The organism is Phocaeicola fibrisolvens, from assembly GCF_025567125.1.
Lineage (GTDB): Bacteria > Bacteroidota > Bacteroidia > Bacteroidales > Bacteroidaceae > Phocaeicola > Phocaeicola fibrisolvens.
The window spans coordinates 1-17,914 of the sequence record NZ_JAOQJI010000019.1 but is presented as its reverse complement, the minus strand read 5'-3'; the positions used below and the strand labels follow the sequence as shown (position 1 = coordinate 17,914).

Here is a 17,914-nt window from a genome sequence, read left to right as displayed (position 1 = left end):
TCCGGATTTTGTAACATGATTGTAATATATATGACATTTGTTTATAACAAGAATGAAATATTTTTGCACCCGGAAAAACTTAACAAAACAAATATGGAAACTATTTATCTGGGAATTGTTATTTTCCTGTTTATGCTGGCAATTTTTGATTTGCTGGTAGGTGTCAGCAACGATGCTGTGAACTTCATGAATTCGGCAGTGGGTGCAAAGGTCGCAAAGTTTAAAACCATTATCATTGTGGCTGCTGTCGGAGTTTTTGCTGGAGCAGTGTTGAGCAATGGTATGATGGATATTGCCCGTCATGGTATTTTTCAACCGGTGAATTTCAGCTTTTATGAGATTATGTGTATCTTGTTGGCTGTAATGGTAACAGATGTGGTATTGCTGGATGTTTTCAATACATTGGGACTGCCTACTTCAACCACGGTGTCCATGGTGTTTGAACTATTGGGAGGTACATTTATTCTGGCCATTCTGAAGATTATCGGAGATGAAACTGGCATGTTGAGCCTAGGGGACATGATGAATACGGAAAAGGCTCTGTCGGTCATTATGGGTATTTTCCTTTCTGTGGCAGTTGCTTTCATTGCGGGTACCATTGTACAATATGTGTCTCGACTTATTTTCAGTTTCAATTATAAGAAACATCTTTCATGGACCATCGGTGTGTTCGGTGGAATTGCCGTGACAGCCTTGGGGTATTTCATTATTATACAGGGATTGAAGAGTGCTTCGTTCATGACGCCTGAAGCTCTACAATGGATTCAGGACAATACCCCGATATTGGTGGGTGGATGTTTCGTGGTGTTTACGGTCATCATGCAAATCTTGCACTGGTGTAAAGTAAATGTGTTTAAGATTATTGTGTTGCTGGGAACTTTCTCTTTGGCTTTGGCTTTTGCCGGTAATGACTTGGTGAACTTCATCGGTGTGCCTTTGGCGGGCTTTTCTGCGTATACGGATTATGTAGCTAATGCAAATGGAGCTGGCATTCACGATTTTATGATGTCTTCTCTGATGTCTTCGGCTAAGACTCCGGCCATCTTCCTGATAGCTTCTGGTATCGTTATGGTTTATGCGCTGGCTACTTCCAAAAAGGCGAAGAATGTAATCAAGACTTCGGTCGATCTGGCCCGTCAGGAAGAAGGGGATGAGATGTTTGGCTCTTCTGCTTTGGCTCGTGTCATTGTGCGTCGTGCAACCAATATTAATGATTTTTTGGTTCGGGTGATTCCGGTGGGGATGCGTCGTTGGATTGACAGTCGTTTCAACAAGGATGAAGTGATTCTGAACGATGGGGCTGCATTTGATATGGTGCGTGCTTCGGTGAACTTGGTGTTGTCTGGATTGTTGATTATCATCGGTACTACCATGAAATTGCCGTTGTCTACTACTTATGTGACATTTATTGTAGCGATGGGTAGTTCATTGGCCGACCGTGCTTGGAGCCGGGAAAGTGCCGTGTATCGTATTACGGGTATGCTTTCCGTGATTGGTGGTTGGTTTATCACTGCATTTGTCGCATTTACGATTTGTGCGCTGGTTACTTTCATAATGTTCTATACCAGTTTCGTTGGCATGTTCATCTTTATTGTGGTAGCCGTAGTGCTTTTGGTACGCAGCAATATCCAATATAAGAAGAAAGAGGAAAAAGTGGAGGGGCAGGATGATATATTCAAACGGATGATGAGCAGCAAGGATAAGAGCGAAACCTTGGCATTGCTTCGTCGGCATGTACAGGAAACCTTGGCAAGCTACGTCGATTTCAGTGAGAAGACCTATGTACAGGTAACTGACGGATTCATCAATGAGGACTTGCGTAGTCTGCGGAAGGCCATGAATGCCACGGATGATCAGAAGAAGATGCTCAAGAAACGTCGTCGGAAAGAGATTTTGGGATTGCGTCGTCTTCCTATGACCGTAGCGATAGAAAAGAATACATGGTTTCACTTGGGAAGCAACAGCTGTGAGCAAATGCTTTACTGTCTGAAGCGAATCTGTGAACCTTGCAAGGAGCATGTGGATAATAACTTTAATCCGATATCTCCGGATTGCGTGAAGGAATTCCTTCCAGTGCGTGAACAGCTTTGTAGTTTGATGGAGCGTACAAAAGAGGTTATCAGTACGGGAAACTATGCAGATGCTGATGATATTCTGAAGAAAGGAGATGATTTGAAAAACAGCATATCGGCCTTGCGTAAGCAGCAGATGAACCGTATGCAGGAATCTGACAATGCGGGTTTAAAGGCTGCAATGGTTTATTTGAATATCCTTCAGGAATCTCAGGAATTGGTGAGTATCTGGCGTCATCTGCTGCGTGCCAGCCGTTTCTTCCAGGGAGATTACGTGCCTCAAGAGGTCTCTATACTGGCTTTGGCGGAAGACCGTTGAGGCTGATCAGTCTTGAATTGATAAAAAGGCCGGCAGGAAATTTTTCTCTTTCTTGCCGGCCTTTCTTTTAGGGTTTTATGTAGGTTAGTCTTCTTGTACCTCGGTGAGGTTTCCTGTGGTAGAGTCCATAATAAATCCTCTTACCCGTATATCTTGTGGTACTAACGGGTGGTGGCGCACGATGTGCACACTTTTCTGTACAGCTTCTTCTGTGTCATTGAATCCGCTAAGCCAGGAATTTAAGTCAATGTCGCAATATTGCATCATTTCGATGTGGTCTTGTGAGATTCCTCTTTCGCGCATGTGACGCAGCATGACCTGGCTGTCCATGTGCTGTACTCCACAATCTGTGTGTCCGATAATCATGACTTCTTCTACTCCTAGCTCATATATGGCTACCAGCAGGCTTCGCATGGCGCTTCCAAAGGGGTGAGTAATTGTACCTCCGGCATTCTTGATAATTTTGACATCTCCGTTCTTGATGCCTAATGCAGCTGGCAATAGTTCTGTCAATCGGGTATCCATGCAAGTGACAATGGCAATTTTTTTGTCAGGGTATTTGTTTGTGATATACTTTTCGTATCCTTTCGTTTCTACGAATGTCCTGTTGTAGTGTAATAATTCGTCTATCATGGTTCTTTATATTTTGTGTAGAATATGGACAAAAATACAGATTTATTTTTTGATTTTCCAGTAGCTTTCTGTGGGATTTCCTAAAATCATGTACTAATCGTGAAATATGCTTCTGTTTTTTTCGTACTTTTGTAGAAAATTCAACCAAACTATTAAAATATGGCTAAAGAACTCGAACTCAAGTACGGCTGCAACCCTAATCAGAAGCCGGCCCGCATTTTCATGCAGGAGGGAGAACTGCCTATTGAAGTGTTGAACGGACGTCCCGGTTATATCAACTTTTTGGATGCGTTCAACGGATGGCAGTTAGTGAAAGAACTGAAAGAAGCTACCGGTATGCCGGCTGCCACTTCGTTCAAACACGTGAGTCCTGCCGGGGCCGCGATTGGTCTGGAACTGGATGAAACCATGAAGAAAATTTATTTTGTGGATAACTTGCCTTTGTCACCGTTGGCTAATGCGTATGTGCGTGCCCGTGGTGCCGACCGTATGTCATCTTATGGTGATTTTATTGCTTTGAGTGATGTGTGCGACGAGGAAACAGCCCGTTTCATCAATCGTGAGGTGTCCGACGGTGTCATTGCTCCGGGATATACAGATGCAGCTTTGGAAATTTTGAAGAATAAGCGGAAGGGTACCTATAATGTCATCAAGATTGATCCGGCATATCGTCCGAATCCGATTGAACATAAGGATGTGTTTGGTATTACTTTTGAACAAGGACGTAATGAGGTGAAGTTGAATGGACCGGAACTGTTTGCAAATATTCCGACACAGAATAAGAACTTCCCGGAATCGGCCAAGCGTGATTTGATGATTGCATTGATTACGTTGAAATATACGCAGTCTAATTCTGTTTGTTACGTGAAAGACGGACAGGCTATCGGTATTGGTGCCGGACAGCAGAGCCGCATCCATTGTACTCGTCTGGCTGGAAATAAGGCTGACATTTGGTATTTGCGCCAACATCCGAAAGTATTGAATTTGCCTTGGGTAGAAAAGATTCGTCGTGCCGATCGTGACAATACCATTGATATTTATATCAGCGAAGATCACGATGACGTATTAGCCGATGGTGTATGGCAGCAGTTCTTTACTGAGAAGCCGGAAGTGTTGACTCGTGAAGAGAAGCGTGCATGGCTGGATACACAGAAGGGAGTATCTTTAGGCTCTGATGCATTCTTCCCGTTTGGAGACAATATTGAACGTGCCCATAAGAGTGGGGTAGAGTATATTGCGCAGGCCGGAGGCTCTGTACGGGATGATAATGTGATTGAAACATGTGATAAGTACGGTATCGCAATGGCATTTACCGGCATTCGCTTGTTCCATCATTAATATAAGGCGAAAGAAAAAGAGGAGAGGTGCAAATTTGCACCTCTTTTTTTGTAGATAGGGGAAGATTTGTTATCTTTGTAGTCAGTTTAATACTAATCTTGGGCTTGTTTGGTTTTGACAGCGAGAGATGTGGTATGTAAGCATGCAGTGCGTCAGTGATTTGCACTATAATCTCAGTTACTGAACAATTATCTGGCAACGAAAATTATGCTCTCGCTGCTTAATCGAAGTATAGTAGATTAGCTTTATTTCCGTCACAGTGATGGAAACGAGACATCGCTCAAAAGCTCTTGTTCCGAAGCGTTTGGTTTAGCGGTGCAGCAAATTCGGGAATAGTTTCAGTCTTGTTCCGCGGCTGAAATGAAATTTTAGGAACTAAGGCATAAGTGGGTGGCTCTGGTCTTGCTTGTGCACGAAAACCGAAGGCAGAGATAAGCATGTAGAAAGCATATGGCTTCCTTGTTTGGACGAGGGTTCGACTCCCTCCAGGTCCACGGAAAGAATTTGAAGAGGGCGTCTCAGAATAATATGGGACGCTCTCCATTTTTTATGAGAGCGAACAAATAGGGATATACACATAGATATATAAGAGAAGAGTTTTCTCGCCTTTGTTGTTACTTCCTTGTTAAAAATTGATTTCATCTTTATTTTTGAAACTTCAGTGGAGGAAAGGATATTTTAAGTTGACCACAAGAAATGCAATGAGGGCATTGATGTGATAATTATACTCTGAAATTACATGGTTATTTGTAGATTCCAATAAAACTATATTTCGTCACTTTTCACCAATAAGAGTTGTCTAAAAGTATCTGACAAGAATTTTATATTACGTAAGTTATCTCTTTAACCTTTGAGAAATATTTAAAAGAAGAGGTATGGAAAAGGGATATAGGATAATAATTTGAGAATATTGAGGTATTGATCCTTTAAGGTTTGTGGTGTAGAATTTAAAAATGAACAAATAAAGATTATCTGTTTCTGATCGAATATGAACTTTCTATAAAAAGAATCTCCCCTTATATGCTTTATTGCGAATAAGGGGAGATGAAAAGTGTCTTTTGTGTAGAGGATTTAATTTAAATTAGAATCCAGCTAGTTCAATGACTTTATCTACAGCAGCATTTAATCCGTCAGGATTTTTTCCTCCGGCTGTAGCGAAGTGAGGCTGTCCACCGCCACCACCTTGAATCAGTTTGGCAGCTTCGCGAACCAATTGTCCTGCATTCAATCCGGCTTTCACCTGGTCATCGCTCATGGTGACAGTCAGCAACGGTTTGTTTTCGAATACACTGCCGATTACCACAAACAGGTTTTCTGTGAACTGTCCTTTCAATTGGAAGGCGATGTTCTTCACTGCATCGGCTGGCATCGGAAGTACGGCTTTAATCACTTTTACACCGTTGATTTCCTTGGCGTTTTCAATCAGCTTGTTCTTTACAGAGGCCTCTTTCTCTTTCATGAATTCTTCCATCTGTTTCTTCAGGCCGGCATTCTCATCGATGTACTTGGTAATGGCAGCTTTCAGGTCCGGAGCGTTGTTGAACAAGGCTTTCAGGTCGTTGATGGTATCCTGTACGGTATCGAACATTTCTTCTACCTTGGCACCGGTTACGGCTTCGATACGGCGTACGCCTGCAGCTACAGAGCTTTCAGACAGGATTTTTACCATACCAATCTTTCCGGTAGCAGATACGTGTGTACCTCCACAGAACTCGATAGAGGAACCGAACTGTACGACACGCACTTCGTCTCCGTATTTTTCACCGAACAGGGCAATGGCACCCAGTTCCTTGGCTTTTTCAATCGGCAAGTTACGGTATTCTGTCAAAGGAATGTCTGCGCGAATCTTGGCATTTACCAGGTGTTCCACTTCACGCAGCTGTTCCGGAGTCACTTTCTGGAAGTGAGAGAAGTCGAAACGCAGAGAGTCTGGAGTAACCAAAGAACCTTTCTGTTCTACGTGGGTACCCAGCACCTGGCGGAGGGCTTCATCCAGCAAGTGCGTACAAGAGTGGTTGGCGGCACAAGCGGCACGTTTGTCGGTATCCACACAAGCCATCATCGGTGCATCCAGATGTTCCGGCAATTTCTTGGCGATATGGATTGGAAGATTGTTTTCCTTCTTGGTATCAATGATGTCGATGGTTTCGAATTCGCTGACCAGTACACCGGTATCACCTACCTGACCACCGCTTTCTGCATAGAACGGGGTTTCGCTTAAAACAATCTGGTAGAGTGTCTGGTTTTTCTGTTTGATTTGGCGGTAACGCAAGATGCTGGTTTCGTATTCCGTGTAATCGTAGCCTACAAATTTGGTTTCACCTTCTTTCAGGGTTACCCAGTCACCGGTTTCTACGGCAGCGGCATTACGAGCACGCTGTTTCTGTTTTTGCATTTCTGCTTCGAAACCTTTCACGTCGGCAGTCAGACCATTTTCACGAAGAATCAGTTCAGTCAAGTCGAACGGGAATCCGAAGGTATCATATAATGTAAAGGCATCTACTCCACTGATTTCAGTTTTTCCGGCAGCTTTTGTTTCGTTCATCGTCTTATCGAGCAGGCGGATACCTGTTTCCAGTGTGCGGAGGAAAGATTCTTCTTCTTCCTTCATCACTTTCTCAATCAGCGGCTGCTGGGCTTTCAGTTCAGGATAAGCACCTCCCATATTTTCAACCAGTACCGGAACCAGTTTGTACATGAAAGCTTGTTTCTGCCCCAGGAAAGTATAGGCATAACGTACGGCACGGCGCAGGATACGACGGATTACATAACCAGCCTTGGCATTCGATGGCAGCTGTCCGTCGGTGATAGAAAAGGCGATGGTACGAATATGGTCGGCTACCACACGCATGGCTACATCCACTTTCGGGTCATCACCATATTTCTTGCCAGACAAATCGCCAATCACTTTGATGATAGGCTGGAATACGTCTGTATCGTAGTTGGAAGTCTTTCCTTGCAGGGTACGTACCAAACGTTCGAATCCCATTCCGGTATCGATAACCTTTGCAGGAAGCGGTTCCAATGTTCCGTCGGCTTTGCGGTTGTATTGCATGAACACAAGGTTCCAGATTTCAATTACCTGAGGATGGTCTTTGTTTACCAGTTCGCGTCCCGGAACGGCTGCTTTTTCTTCGGCTGAACGAGAGTCGATATGAATTTCAGAGCACGGACCACAAGGACCTGTATCACCCATTTCCCAGAAGTTGTCGTGCTTGTTTCCATTGATGATATGGTCTGCAGGGAAATACTGTGCCCAGTAACCGGCAGCTTCATCGTCACGAGCCAGGCCTTCTTCCGGACTTCCTTCAAAGACAGTAACATACAAGTCTTTTGGGTCCAGCTTCAGTACCTCTACCAGGTATTCGTAAGCCCAACCAATCACTTCTTTCTTGAAGTAGTCGCCAAATGACCAGTTACCCAACATCTCAAACATGGTATGGTGGTACGTATCGTGACCTACCTCTTCCAGGTCATTATGTTTTCCGCTCACACGCAAACATTTTTGTGAGTCGGTTACACGTTTGTATTTAGCAGGATGGTTTCCAAGTATGATATCCTTGAATTGGTTCATACCGGCGTTGGTAAACATCAGGGTCGGGTCGTCTTTGATGACCATTGGTGCAGAAGGCACAATCTGATGTCCTTTTGACTCAAAGAACTTGACGAATGAGTCGCGGATTTCATTTGCTGTCAACATAGTCGTTATATTGTCTTGTAGTTAATATTCTCAAAATTGATTTGCAAAGATAATCGCTTTTATTATTTTTGTCTGTATGTTTGGTGCAAAAACTTGATGTTTTGTTGCTTAAATTTTTCCAAAATCGAACCACATGCGTAAAGTCTATTATGTTTATAATCCGAAAACACGTACTTACGACCGTATTTATCCTACCATGCGACAGCGGGCATTGAGTTATCTCAGACAGTTGTTTGTAGGTATGGGGCTGGGTGCCGGAAGTTTTATTTTGTTAATATGGATTTTTGGTTCACCTTCAGAAAAGGATCTTCGTACAGAGAATTCACGGTTGTTGTCGCAATATGCCATTTTATCTTCTCGTTTGGATGAGGCTGAAGGGGTGATGCTGCGTTTGCAACAACGTGATGACAATATCTATCGGGTGATGATGCAGGCTGATCCGTTGCCCGATGAACAGCGATCTGGGAAAGCCAGCAGTGCGCGTTACAATGAGTTGATGGATATGGCGAACAGCCGTCTGGTAATTCATACCTTACAGAAAATGGACGGTTTGGAGCAAAAAATTTATGCGCAGTCTAAATCTTTTGATGAAGTCGTAGCGCTTTGCAAGCAGCACGATAAGATGCTTGCTTGCATCCCTGCTATACAGCCGGTGTCGAATAAAAATTTAAAGCAGACTGCCTCGGGGTATGGCATGCGTATAGACCCCATTTATAAGACTGTGAAATTCCATGCAGGAATGGATTTTTCGGCAAATATCGGAACACCGGTATATGCTACGGGAGATGGTCGAGTGAAGCAAGCTGGATGGGACGGACTCTATGGGAATTGTATTATTATAGACCATGGTTTTGGGTATGTGACTCGTTATGCACATTTGAATGCCATTAAGGTACGGGTAGGCCAGAATGTGACCCGTGGAGAAGTTATCGGGGAAGTGGGTTCTACCGGGAAAAGTACAGGGCCACATTTGCACTATGAAGTACGTGTAAAAGGAAAGATTGTGAATCCTGTGAACTATTACTTCATGGATTTAAACGCAGACGATTATGAAAAGATGATTGAGATAGCTGCCAATCACGGTAGAGTATTCGATTAAAAAAAGGAGATTTTGTATGGCTTTAAAGGCAGAAAAAGAATTGAAATTGTATTATTCCATTAGTGAAGTGGCTCGGATGTTTGGCGTGAATGAATCGTTGTTGAGGTATTGGGAAAAGGAATTTCCCATGATTTCTCCTAAAAAGGCAGGTGGTAACATTCGTCAATATCGTAAAGAAGATATAGAGAATATCCGTTTGGTATATCATTTAGTGAAAGAAAAAGGGATGACATTGGCTGGGGCTAAGCAGCGTTTGAAGCAGAATCGGGAGGAAACTTTGCAGACAGCTAATGTCGTGGAGCGTTTGAAACGTATCCGGGAAGAGTTGGTGAGCATGCGTAACGAACTAGACTATTTAACGTAATGGCAAGAATAAATTCGGCCGAGAATCTTTTCCCCGGCCGAATTTTGTGTGAATCGTATATTTTTTAGTCGGTAATTTTGTCATCAAAACTTTCGATGCGAGTTACTTTTTTGATACTTTCCAGTTTCTTTAAGTTTTCACAAATCGTATTTACATCGTCTACATCGTGTACGAAAAGCTGGATTCGTCCTTCAAAAATTCCATCATTGGATTCGATGTTCAACTTGTGGATGTTGACATTTAACTGCTGGGAGATAATCTGGGTTACCTGATTCAATACTCCGATTCCATCAATACCTTTTATATATACATTAACAGGGAAGTTAAGGGCTTTTCCAGTTTCCCATTGTACAGCAAGTAATCTGTTCCCAAAACTGGTTTTCAGTTGGGCTGCAATTGGGCATTGTCGTTTGTGAATGATGATACGGTTGTTGTCATCAATATAGCCTAACACATCATCTCCTGGTATCGGTTTACAACAATCAGCGATGATATAGTGCTTTTGAATTTCGTCAGGAGTGAGTCGCACCACTTTCTTTTTGTCAATATTTAATTGTGGCGTGCTTTCCTTGGGTTGTTCATTGGATTGTGTCTTCGATTTACTCCCTCCAAAGGCAAAAGCAATATATTTTTTCCAGTTGGTTGGTGTAGGCTTTTCTTTTAATTCGTTTTTATCCAAATCACCTAGTACGAAGACCTTTTGTCCAATCTGATACATTAAATCCTCAGGTGTTTTCAATTTGTGAAGTGTGCATAATTTCTGAATATTTGTATCATTGGCTTCAATGCCTTCCTTTTGGAAGAAATCATGTAACATGTCTTCCCCTTGTTGCTGTGTTTCTTTTCGTTCTCGTTTCAGGATAGAAAGTATTTTAGCTTTCGCTTTTGCTGTAGTCGCAAAATTTATCCATGAGGGCTGTACTTTCTGTGATTTGGAAGTCAGAATTTCCACTTGGTCTCCACTTTGCAATTTATGACTTAGTGGAACCAGTTTATGGTTTACCTTTGCTCCGATACAATGGCTCCCAAGGAAAGTGTGGATAGAAAAAGCAAAATCGAGTGCCGTGGCGTTTTGAGGCATGGTTTTGATTTCACCTTTTGGAGTGAAAACAAATATTTCAGATGCAAAAAGGTTAAGTTTGATGGTATCCAAAAAGTCAATGGCATCCGGTTGTGGGTCATCCAGGATTTCTTTGATTGTTTTCAGCCATTTGCTGAGCTCTCCTTCGTCTTCACTACCTCCGCCTTCTTTATATTTCCAATGAGCGGCAAAACCCTGTTCTGCCACATCATTCATTCGTTCACTTCGAATCTGTACTTCAATCCATTGTCCTTTATTACTCATCAATGTTACATGAAGAGCTTGATAACCATTGGCTTTCGGGTGACTGACCCAGTCGCGCAGACGGTCTGGATGAGGTTTGTAGATGCGTGAAATAGCTACATAAATATTGAAGCAATCATTTAGCTCTTCTTCTTCATTTTTAGGTGTAAAGATAATTCTTACAGCTAGAATGTCATAGATTTCTTCGAAAGTAATATGCTTGTTCTGCATCTTATTCCAAATGGAATAAGGTGATTTGACACGTGCCAGAATTCGATAAGGAAGCCCCATTTTGTCGAGTTGTGCCCGTATGGGAGCAGTAAACTCTTCAAACAAACTATCTCTTTCAGCTTGTGTGGCTTTTAATTTATCTTCTATTTTTTGGTAGGCTTCAGGATGTTCATATTTGAAACTCAAATCTTCAAGTTCTGTCTTGATACGGTTGAGTCCCAAACGGTTGGCTAATGGCGCATAGATATAAAGGGTTTCTCCTGCAATTTTGTATTGTTTGCTGGGAAGCATGGAACCAAGGGTACGCATGTTGTGCAGGCGGTCGGCTATTTTGATGAGGATGACTCGGATATCATCATTCATCGTGAGAAGCAGTTTCTTGAAGTTTTCTGCTTGTGCCGAAGCTCGGTCTCCGAAGATACCTCCTGAGATTTTTGTCAGTCCGTCTACAATTTGGGCAATTTTAGGACCGAACAGATTTTCAATGTCTTCTACAGTATAATCTGTATCTTCTACTACGTCGTGAAGTAAGGCCGAACAGATGGACGTAGATCCCAAGCCTATTTCCACACATGCAATGCGTGCGACGGCTATAGGATGTAAGATATAAGGTTCGCCCGAACGTCGGCGCACTCCTTTGTGCGCCTGTCGGGCGAAATTAAAGGCTTTCGTAATAATTTCAACTTTTTTCCGGTGTTTGCTTTCTAGATATCGGTCCAGAAGTTCCTGGAATGCATCGTCAATCAGTTTTTCATCTGCCTGTTCCTGCGTAAGTTTCTCCTCAGTCATAATTCTCTCCCTTCTTTGAATCAATAATGCAAAAATAGGGAAAAATACGAATCTAACAAGCAAACGGTTACTTTTCTTATCGGATGCGCAGTGATTTGCCGGCACGGATATTGCTTCCCTTTATGCCGTTCAGACGCCGGAGCTGTTTCACACTTACTCCATATTTTGCGGCAATACTGCCCAATGTTTCTCCATTTCGAATGCGGTGGTATACTGCCTTTTTGTTACTCTGTTTTTGAGTAGTGGTGTTGCTTACAGCTACTACTGTACTTCTTCGAGTCTGATAGATTTCTGGCTTGTAGTTGTATATGCTATCTTCATGGTCAATGAAACAGCTCATCATATCAGTTGGGAGTCGCAGGGCATACGGTTTCTCATTTCCAGGGATAATGTCTTTTTTGAACTCCGGATTGAGGGCGCGCAACTGGTCGATGTCAATTTTACATACTCCAGCTATTTGATTTAAATTCAGAGGGCGGTTGATATGAACGGTGTCGGTACTTTCCGGCATGTTCATTTCCATTGGACTGATGTAGTGCTCGCAATAATATGTCATGATATAATTGGCGGCGACAAAAGCCGGCACATACCCTCTTGTTTCTTTGGGCAGATAATTGTAGATTTTCCAGAAGTCCGTTTCTCCTCCAGCCCGGCGAATGGCTTTGTTGATGGTGCCAGGTCCGCAATTGTAGGCTGCTAATACCAGGTTCCAGTCATGATAAATGTCATACAAATCCTTCAGATAGCGTGCTGCAGCTCGTGTGGATTTCACCGGATCTCTTCGTTCGTCTACCAATGAGTTGACTTTTAGTCCATATACCTGTCCTGTGCGGAGCATAAATTGCCATAATCCCACAGCCCCTTGTGAAGATGTAGCGGTAGGATTGAGTGCTGATTCAATGACAGGGAGGTATTTCAATTCCAACGGAAGGTCGTATAAGTCGAGTGCTTCCTCAAAAATCGGCATGTAGAGGTTGTTGGCACTTAACATAAAGGACACTTTTTGTCGAAGCCGGGTGGCATACATGTCGATAAATTTGCGAATAATGTCGTTGTAAGGCATTTCAATAATGGCAGGGATGCGTTGCAAGCGGTCCATATAAATGGAATCGCTGACTTCCGGGTTTTGGGTACTCATGGTACAATTTTCTGCCGGATTTATATAGTGTTTGGATATCCAGTCAAGATAAAGACTGTCTGTGGTAGATATCATTCCTTCCGGCAAATCTATTACATCCTCCTGTCCGTTGGCCGCTTGTATAGTAATGGTCTTTTCTGTCTGCTGTGCGAAAATAGAAGAGGCACTACAGAAAGTAGCGGTCAGTAAACTGAAAATTAGCTTTCTCATTTTTTAAAATTTAATACAGCATTGTACTCCGACTCCTTGCGGACGGTTACGAAATGCATCGTTGAAAACTGTGGGCTCCCATTTCATGCTCAAGTCCTTGCTGATATCGAAATCAGACAATTCGGCATCTACATAGGCATCAATCACTGATAATAAATATACACCAATGAATGCAAATATACTCAAATCGCGTTGACGGCGATAAAGGTCTTTTCGTTTACGGAGGATTTCTTGCCAGTACTCCAAGCGGTCGTTTACGTTTGTGCCAGGAGGCAGGAAATCTTCGTAGCTTTTGTTGTTCGGGTTGTTACTCATGATGTCCTGATAGGCTTGTGAGTAATCTTTATACATTTGTCCGTTCCATGTCAAGGCGTATGCACAGCCTACAAAACCTCCATAAATAAGAGGAAGTTTCCAGTATTTACGGTTGTATATCTGTCCTGCTCCAGGGATAATCAAGCCTAGCCATACCGTGCGATTGGAATTGGGTATCCAGCGTTTTTTCTCTTGTGGAGCAGGTATACTGTTTTGTATGGAGTCATTTTGTCGTGCCAGCAGGGCTGTATCTACAGGAGCTTCCAGCGTTTCCAGTTTCAATTGTCGCTGTAGGTCAGTTGTATCGGCTAAAGCCAGACTGTCTGTCTGATTTTTTGTCCGGATAGAATCTGCAGTGAGCACTCCTTCCCGGTGTTTCTTGGCCCGTTGGGCATGGGCTTCCGTGCAGTTCAGTAGAGACATGCATAGTAGCAGGACAAACGACAGGATATATGTAAATATATGTGGTTTCAACTCGCTTTTTGTTTATTCTGTTTTTTTCAAAGAGTCCAAAATCTCCATGATTCTTTCCAAATCTGCTTCACTGTTGAATGGAATACTGATTTTTCCTTTTCCTTTGTTTGTACAAGAAAGTTGTACTTTAGTACCAAAGAAGCTGCAAAGATGATTTTGCAGTATCGAGTATTCTTCCGATAGTTGCGTGCTTTTGGGGGTAATTGTTTTTCCTCCGCTTTTTACGCTCTCTCCATTTGACAGTGCTTTTACAATTTCTTCTACCTTACGTACGGAGTAGCCTTGACTTACCGTTTCATTGAAGATGCGTATTTGGGTTTTCGGATCTTCCAAGGTCAATAGAGCCCGTGCATGTCCCATGTCGATTTCCTTGTTCTTCAAGGCCATCTGAATTGGAGCAGGCAGTTTTAGTAGGCGTAGATAATTGGCGATGGTGGTACGTTTTTTCCCCACTCGTTCACTGAGCCGTTCCTGGGTCAGTTCGTATTGTTCAATCAGGTGCTGGTAAGCCAGTGCGATTTCCAGTGAATTCAGGTCTTCGCGCTGTATATTTTCTATCAACGCCATTTCCATGACATTTTCGTCATCGGCTGTTCGGATATAAGCCGGAATGGTCTTCAAACCGGCCAGTATGGAGGCTCTGTAGCGTCGTTCCCCTGCAATAATCTGATAAGAATCCTCGCTTAGCTGGCGTAAGGTAATAGGCTGTATGATGCCAATTTCAGCAATGGAGTCAGCCAGTTCCTGTAGAGCGATAGGATCAAATTCACGACGAGGTTGGTTGGGATTGACAGATATCTTGCTTAATTCTATTTCATTAATAGATGATGATCCGGAGGTCTTCACCTCTTCGTTGGATATCAGGGCATCCAGTCCTCGTCCTAATGCAAATTTTTTCTGTACTGCCATATACTTTTATTTGCTGTTTTTTGTTATAATTTCGTTGGCCAAGGCCAGATGATTTTTTGCTCCGGTAGATTCTGCATCATAGAGAATAGCCGGAATGCCATGGCTGGGTGCTTCGCTTAGTTTGACATTGCGCTGAATAATGGTTTTGAACACCAGTTCCTGGAAGTGTCGTTTCACTTCATCGTAAATCTGGTTGGCCAGGCGCAGGCGTGAGTCAAACATGGTTAGCAGAAATCCTTCAATTTCCAATGAAGGATTGAGTTTTGTCTTGATGATTTTGATGGTATTTAAAAGTTTGCTGATCCCTTCCAATGCGAAATATTCACATTGTACGGGAATAATCACCGAGTCAGCAGCTGTCAATGCATTGATGGTAATCAATCCAAGTGAAGGAGAACAGTCTATTAAGATGTAGTCGTATTCGTCTTTCATCGGTTCCAATGCGTGCCGCATGATTTTCTCACGATTTTCCAGGTTCAGCATTTCGATTTCAGCACCTACCAGGTCAATGTGAGAAGGTATGATGTCTAATCCGTCAATATCGGTTGTATAAATAGCTTCCCGGATGTCTGCTTGATTGATTAAACATTCGTAGATTGAACAGTCGATATCTTTCAAGTCCACACCTAGACCGGATGAGGCATTTGCCTGAGGGTCAGCGTCAATCACTAGTACTTTCTTCTCGAGAGTAGCTAAAGATGCAGCCAAGTTAATAGTCGTGGTAGTTTTACCTACTCCTCCTTTTTGATTGGCTAAAGCAATAATTTTTCCCATATTAATCAGTTTATTCTGATTGCGAAGTAACTAATAAATGATGACAGTGTCAATTAAATTTCAATGACTTTTTTGAAAGTGTTGAAAACTCACCTTATCTGTTAATAACTTCACGCGGGCAAAGATATATATTTTTGGTTAATTGCATGGCCCGGTTTGGTAAGATTAAGATTTGTTGTAACTTTACACACTTAAAAAAGATTGGATAATAAAATATGATGAAAGAGAAACCGTTTTTGCTGTTGTCGAATGATGATGGCTTTGCTGCAAAAGGCATTCAGGAATTGATAAAGGTTTTGCGGCCGATAGCTGATTTAATGGTAGTTGCACCTTCAGGTCCTCGCTCAGGAGCTTCGGGTTCCATTACTTCTGAACATCCTCTTCGCTGTACGCAATTGAAGTCTGAGCCTGGTTTCACGTTGTATAGTTGCACGGGGACTCCAGTTGATTGTGTGAAATTGGCTTTGCATGATTTGGTGCCTCGAGTACCCGATATGGTAATTGGCGGAATAAATCATGGGGATAATTCTTCGGTGAATGTGCATTACTCAGGAACGATGGGGGTTGTAATTGAAGGGTGTTTAAAAGGCATTCCGTCAGTGGGATTTTCTCTTTGTAATCATGATCCTGAGGCTGATTTTACGCCCACTTTTCCCTACATACAACGTTTGGTGGAGGAAGTCTTGTTGCATGGCCTTCCTTTGGGAACTTGCTTGAATGTGAATTTCCCGGCTGTAAAGGAATTGAAAGGTGTACGCGTTTGCCGACAGACGAACGGGATGTGGACCAATGAGTTCGTGAAAGCAGTACATCCAAGAGGCGGTTATTATTATTGGCTTACGGGTTCTTATAAGAACAATGAACCGGATGCGGAAGATACAGATCATTGGGCTCTTGAGCATGGATATGTAGCTGTGACTCCTACCCAAATTGATGTGACGGCATACGCGTTGAAAGAAGAGTTGAATCACTGGAATCTTCAGGTATGAAATATTATTTGATTGTAGGAGAAGCTTCAGGCGATTTGCATGCTTCTAACTTGATGAAGGCTTTGCAGAAGGCTGATCCGCAGGCAGAGTTCCGTTTTTTCGGAGGCGATTTGATGGCGGCAGTGGGAGGTTCGTTGGTCAAGCATTACAAGGACATGGCCTATATGGGATTTATTCCAGTCTTACTTCATTTGCGGACGATTTTCCGAAATATGGACTATTGTAAGGAAGACATTGTCCGTTGGCAGCCGGATGTGCTGATTCTGGTTGATTATCCCGGCTTTAACTTGAAAATAGCAGAATATATCAAGGGGCATACTCATATTCCGATATTTTATTATATTTCACCTAAGATATGGGCTTGGAAAGAATATCGTATCAAGAATATTAAGCGTGATGTGGATGAACTGTTTTCCATCTTGCCTTTTGAAGTAGATTTTTTTCAGAAACATTCATATCCGATTCATTACATAGGCAACCCGTGTGTGGATGCAGTTGATTGTTTCCAACAGGAATATACAGAGGATTTTATACATTTTGTCTCTCGTAACCATCTGGAGAATAGGCCAATCGTGGCTTTGTTGGCGGGTAGCCGGAAGCAGGAGATAAAGGATAATCTTTCGCGTATGATAGAAGCCTCCCGTGCGTTTCCGGAGTATCAGTTTGTTATTGCGGGGGCTCCAGGTATTGCTCCTGAGTTTTATCAGATTTACACTGAAGGTAATGCAAAGATTGTTTTTGGGCAGACTTATGATTTGCTTTCGCATGCGGTAGCCGCTTTAGTAACAAGTGGTACGGCCACTTTGGAAACAGCTCTGTTTTGTGTGCCTCAGGTGGTGTGTTATTATACGGCCTGTGGAAAGCTGGTTTCATTTTTAAGAAGGCATATTTTAAAAGTGAAATATATTTCACTGGTTAATCTGATTGCGGGGAAAGAAGTGGTGTCTGAGTTAGTAGCCGATGGAATGACGGTAAGTAATGTGAAGGAACAGCTTGCAAAGATTCTTCCAGGCGGTGAAGGCCGGAGTCGGATGCAAAAAGAGTACGAGTCGTTGATTCGTATATTGGGTGAGTCGGGTGCTTCTGACAGAGCCGCAGTCCAGATTGTGGAATTGTTGCGGCAAAAATATAACGAGGATGTGTCAAAATGATGCATCCTCTTTTCGTTATATAATCATCGTTTTGCCATTTTTCATAGAGTATGATTTATGTTTTTCCTATGTCCATGCCTTTTGG

Annotated in this window: 13 protein-coding genes and 1 other RNA gene; 7 read left to right on the top strand and 7 right to left on the bottom strand. The window is 42.7% G+C overall.

From position 1 onward, the window contains the following. Positions 1–93 precede the first annotated feature (93 nt). Complete coding sequence (locus tag OCV81_RS09470) at positions 94–2,391, top strand: inorganic phosphate transporter (RefSeq protein ID WP_148329801.1); 2,298 nt, start codon at positions 94–96, stop codon at positions 2,389–2,391. An 84-nt stretch (positions 2,392–2,475) separates the two neighbouring features. Here the strand turns inward: OCV81_RS09470 and OCV81_RS09465 are convergent, their stop codons facing one another. Beyond that, positions 2,476–3,024 (bottom strand): beta-class carbonic anhydrase, encoded by a 549-nt coding sequence (locus OCV81_RS09465; protein WP_148329800.1) that lies wholly within the window; start codon positions 3,022–3,024, stop codon positions 2,476–2,478. Positions 3,025–3,183: 159 nt separating this feature from the next. Here OCV81_RS09465 and OCV81_RS09460 point away from each other — a divergent pair, with 159 nt between their 5' ends. Together OCV81_RS09460 and ssrA are read left to right on the top strand one after the other, a co-directional pair. Beyond that, positions 3,184–4,362, top strand: coding sequence for a phosphoribosylaminoimidazolecarboxamide formyltransferase (locus OCV81_RS09460; protein ID WP_022352701.1), 1,179 nt, complete (start codon positions 3,184–3,186; stop codon positions 4,360–4,362). Between the two features lie 100 nt (positions 4,363–4,462). After that, positions 4,463–4,859: a transfer-messenger RNA gene (ssrA, locus tag OCV81_RS09455) on the top strand. A gap of 584 nt (positions 4,860–5,443) precedes the next feature. Here the strand turns inward: ssrA and alaS are convergent. Continuing rightward, entirely contained in the window at positions 5,444–8,062 is a 2,619-nt protein-coding gene (alaS, locus tag OCV81_RS09450) for an alanine--tRNA ligase (protein ID WP_148329799.1), read from the bottom strand. Between the two features lie 133 nt (positions 8,063–8,195). Between alaS and OCV81_RS09445 the strand changes: the two genes are divergently transcribed. Beyond that, positions 8,196–9,161: a M23 family metallopeptidase gene (locus tag OCV81_RS09445; RefSeq protein ID WP_148329798.1), complete on the top strand. Its 966-nt coding sequence runs from the start codon at positions 8,196–8,198 to the stop codon at positions 9,159–9,161. Between the two features lie 16 nt (positions 9,162–9,177). After that, on the top strand, positions 9,178–9,525 hold the full coding sequence (locus OCV81_RS09440) for a MerR family transcriptional regulator (protein WP_022354504.1): 348 nt from the start codon (positions 9,178–9,180) through the stop codon (positions 9,523–9,525). A gap of 64 nt (positions 9,526–9,589) precedes the next feature. Here the strand turns inward: OCV81_RS09440 and OCV81_RS09435 are convergent, their stop codons facing one another. From OCV81_RS09435 to OCV81_RS09415, 5 genes are all read right to left on the bottom strand, one after another. Next, a complete protein-coding gene (locus OCV81_RS09435) occupies positions 9,590–11,869 on the bottom strand; it encodes a RelA/SpoT family protein (RefSeq protein WP_148329797.1) in 2,280 nt (759 codons plus the stop codon). A gap of 76 nt (positions 11,870–11,945) precedes the next feature. Next, positions 11,946–13,217, bottom strand: coding sequence for a lytic transglycosylase domain-containing protein (locus OCV81_RS09430; RefSeq protein WP_148329796.1), 1,272 nt, complete (start codon positions 13,215–13,217; stop codon positions 11,946–11,948). A 3-nt stretch (positions 13,218–13,220) separates the two neighbouring features. Further along, a complete protein-coding gene (locus OCV81_RS09425) occupies positions 13,221–14,006 on the bottom strand; it encodes a DUF5683 domain-containing protein (RefSeq protein WP_262640299.1) in 786 nt (261 codons plus the stop codon). A gap of 12 nt (positions 14,007–14,018) precedes the next feature. Further along, a complete protein-coding gene (locus OCV81_RS09420; protein ID WP_148329795.1) occupies positions 14,019–14,915 on the bottom strand; it encodes a ParB/RepB/Spo0J family partition protein in 897 nt (298 codons plus the stop codon). A gap of 6 nt (positions 14,916–14,921) precedes the next feature. After that, a complete protein-coding gene (locus OCV81_RS09415; protein WP_022354499.1) occupies positions 14,922–15,689 on the bottom strand; it encodes a ParA family protein in 768 nt (255 codons plus the stop codon). 215 nt (positions 15,690–15,904) lie between these two features. On the opposite strand from OCV81_RS09415, the gene surE reads away from it, so the two are divergent. Then, the gene (gene surE / locus OCV81_RS09410) at positions 15,905–16,678 is read left to right on the top strand and encodes a 5'/3'-nucleotidase SurE (RefSeq protein ID WP_148329794.1); all 774 of its coding nucleotides are present in this window, start codon (positions 15,905–15,907) and stop codon (positions 16,676–16,678) included. Then, positions 16,675–17,829 (top strand): lipid-A-disaccharide synthase, encoded by a 1,155-nt coding sequence (gene lpxB / locus OCV81_RS09405; protein WP_148329793.1) that lies wholly within the window; start codon positions 16,675–16,677, stop codon positions 17,827–17,829. The genes surE and lpxB overlap by 4 nt, the downstream gene beginning before the upstream one ends. Positions 17,830–17,914: the final 85 nt, after the last annotated feature.

Coding starts and splice junctions, on each gene's coding strand:
- OCV81_RS09440 (WP_022354504.1), top strand. CDS start 9,178: ATGGCTTTAAAGGCAGAAAAAGAATTGAAATTGTATTATTCCATTAGT.
- lpxB (WP_148329793.1), top strand. CDS start 16,675: ATGAAATATTATTTGATTGTAGGAGAAGCTTCAGGCGATTTGCATGCT.
- OCV81_RS09460 (WP_022352701.1), top strand. CDS start 3,184: ATGGCTAAAGAACTCGAACTCAAGTACGGCTGCAACCCTAATCAGAAG.
- OCV81_RS09465 (WP_148329800.1), bottom strand. CDS start 3,024: ATGATAGACGAATTATTACACTACAACAGGACATTCGTAGAAACGAAA.
- OCV81_RS09420 (WP_148329795.1), bottom strand. CDS start 14,915: ATGGCAGTACAGAAAAAATTTGCATTAGGACGAGGACTGGATGCCCTG.
- OCV81_RS09415 (WP_022354499.1), bottom strand. CDS start 15,689: ATGGGAAAAATTATTGCTTTAGCCAATCAAAAAGGAGGAGTAGGTAAA.
- alaS (WP_148329799.1), bottom strand. CDS start 8,062: ATGTTGACAGCAAATGAAATCCGCGACTCATTCGTCAAGTTCTTTGAG.
- OCV81_RS09470 (WP_148329801.1), top strand. CDS start 94: ATGGAAACTATTTATCTGGGAATTGTTATTTTCCTGTTTATGCTGGCA.
- OCV81_RS09430 (WP_148329796.1), bottom strand. CDS start 13,217: ATGAGAAAGCTAATTTTCAGTTTACTGACCGCTACTTTCTGTAGTGCC.
- OCV81_RS09445 (WP_148329798.1), top strand. CDS start 8,196: ATGCGTAAAGTCTATTATGTTTATAATCCGAAAACACGTACTTACGAC.
- OCV81_RS09435 (WP_148329797.1), bottom strand. CDS start 11,869: ATGACTGAGGAGAAACTTACGCAGGAACAGGCAGATGAAAAACTGATT.
- surE (WP_148329794.1), top strand. CDS start 15,905: ATGATGAAAGAGAAACCGTTTTTGCTGTTGTCGAATGATGATGGCTTT.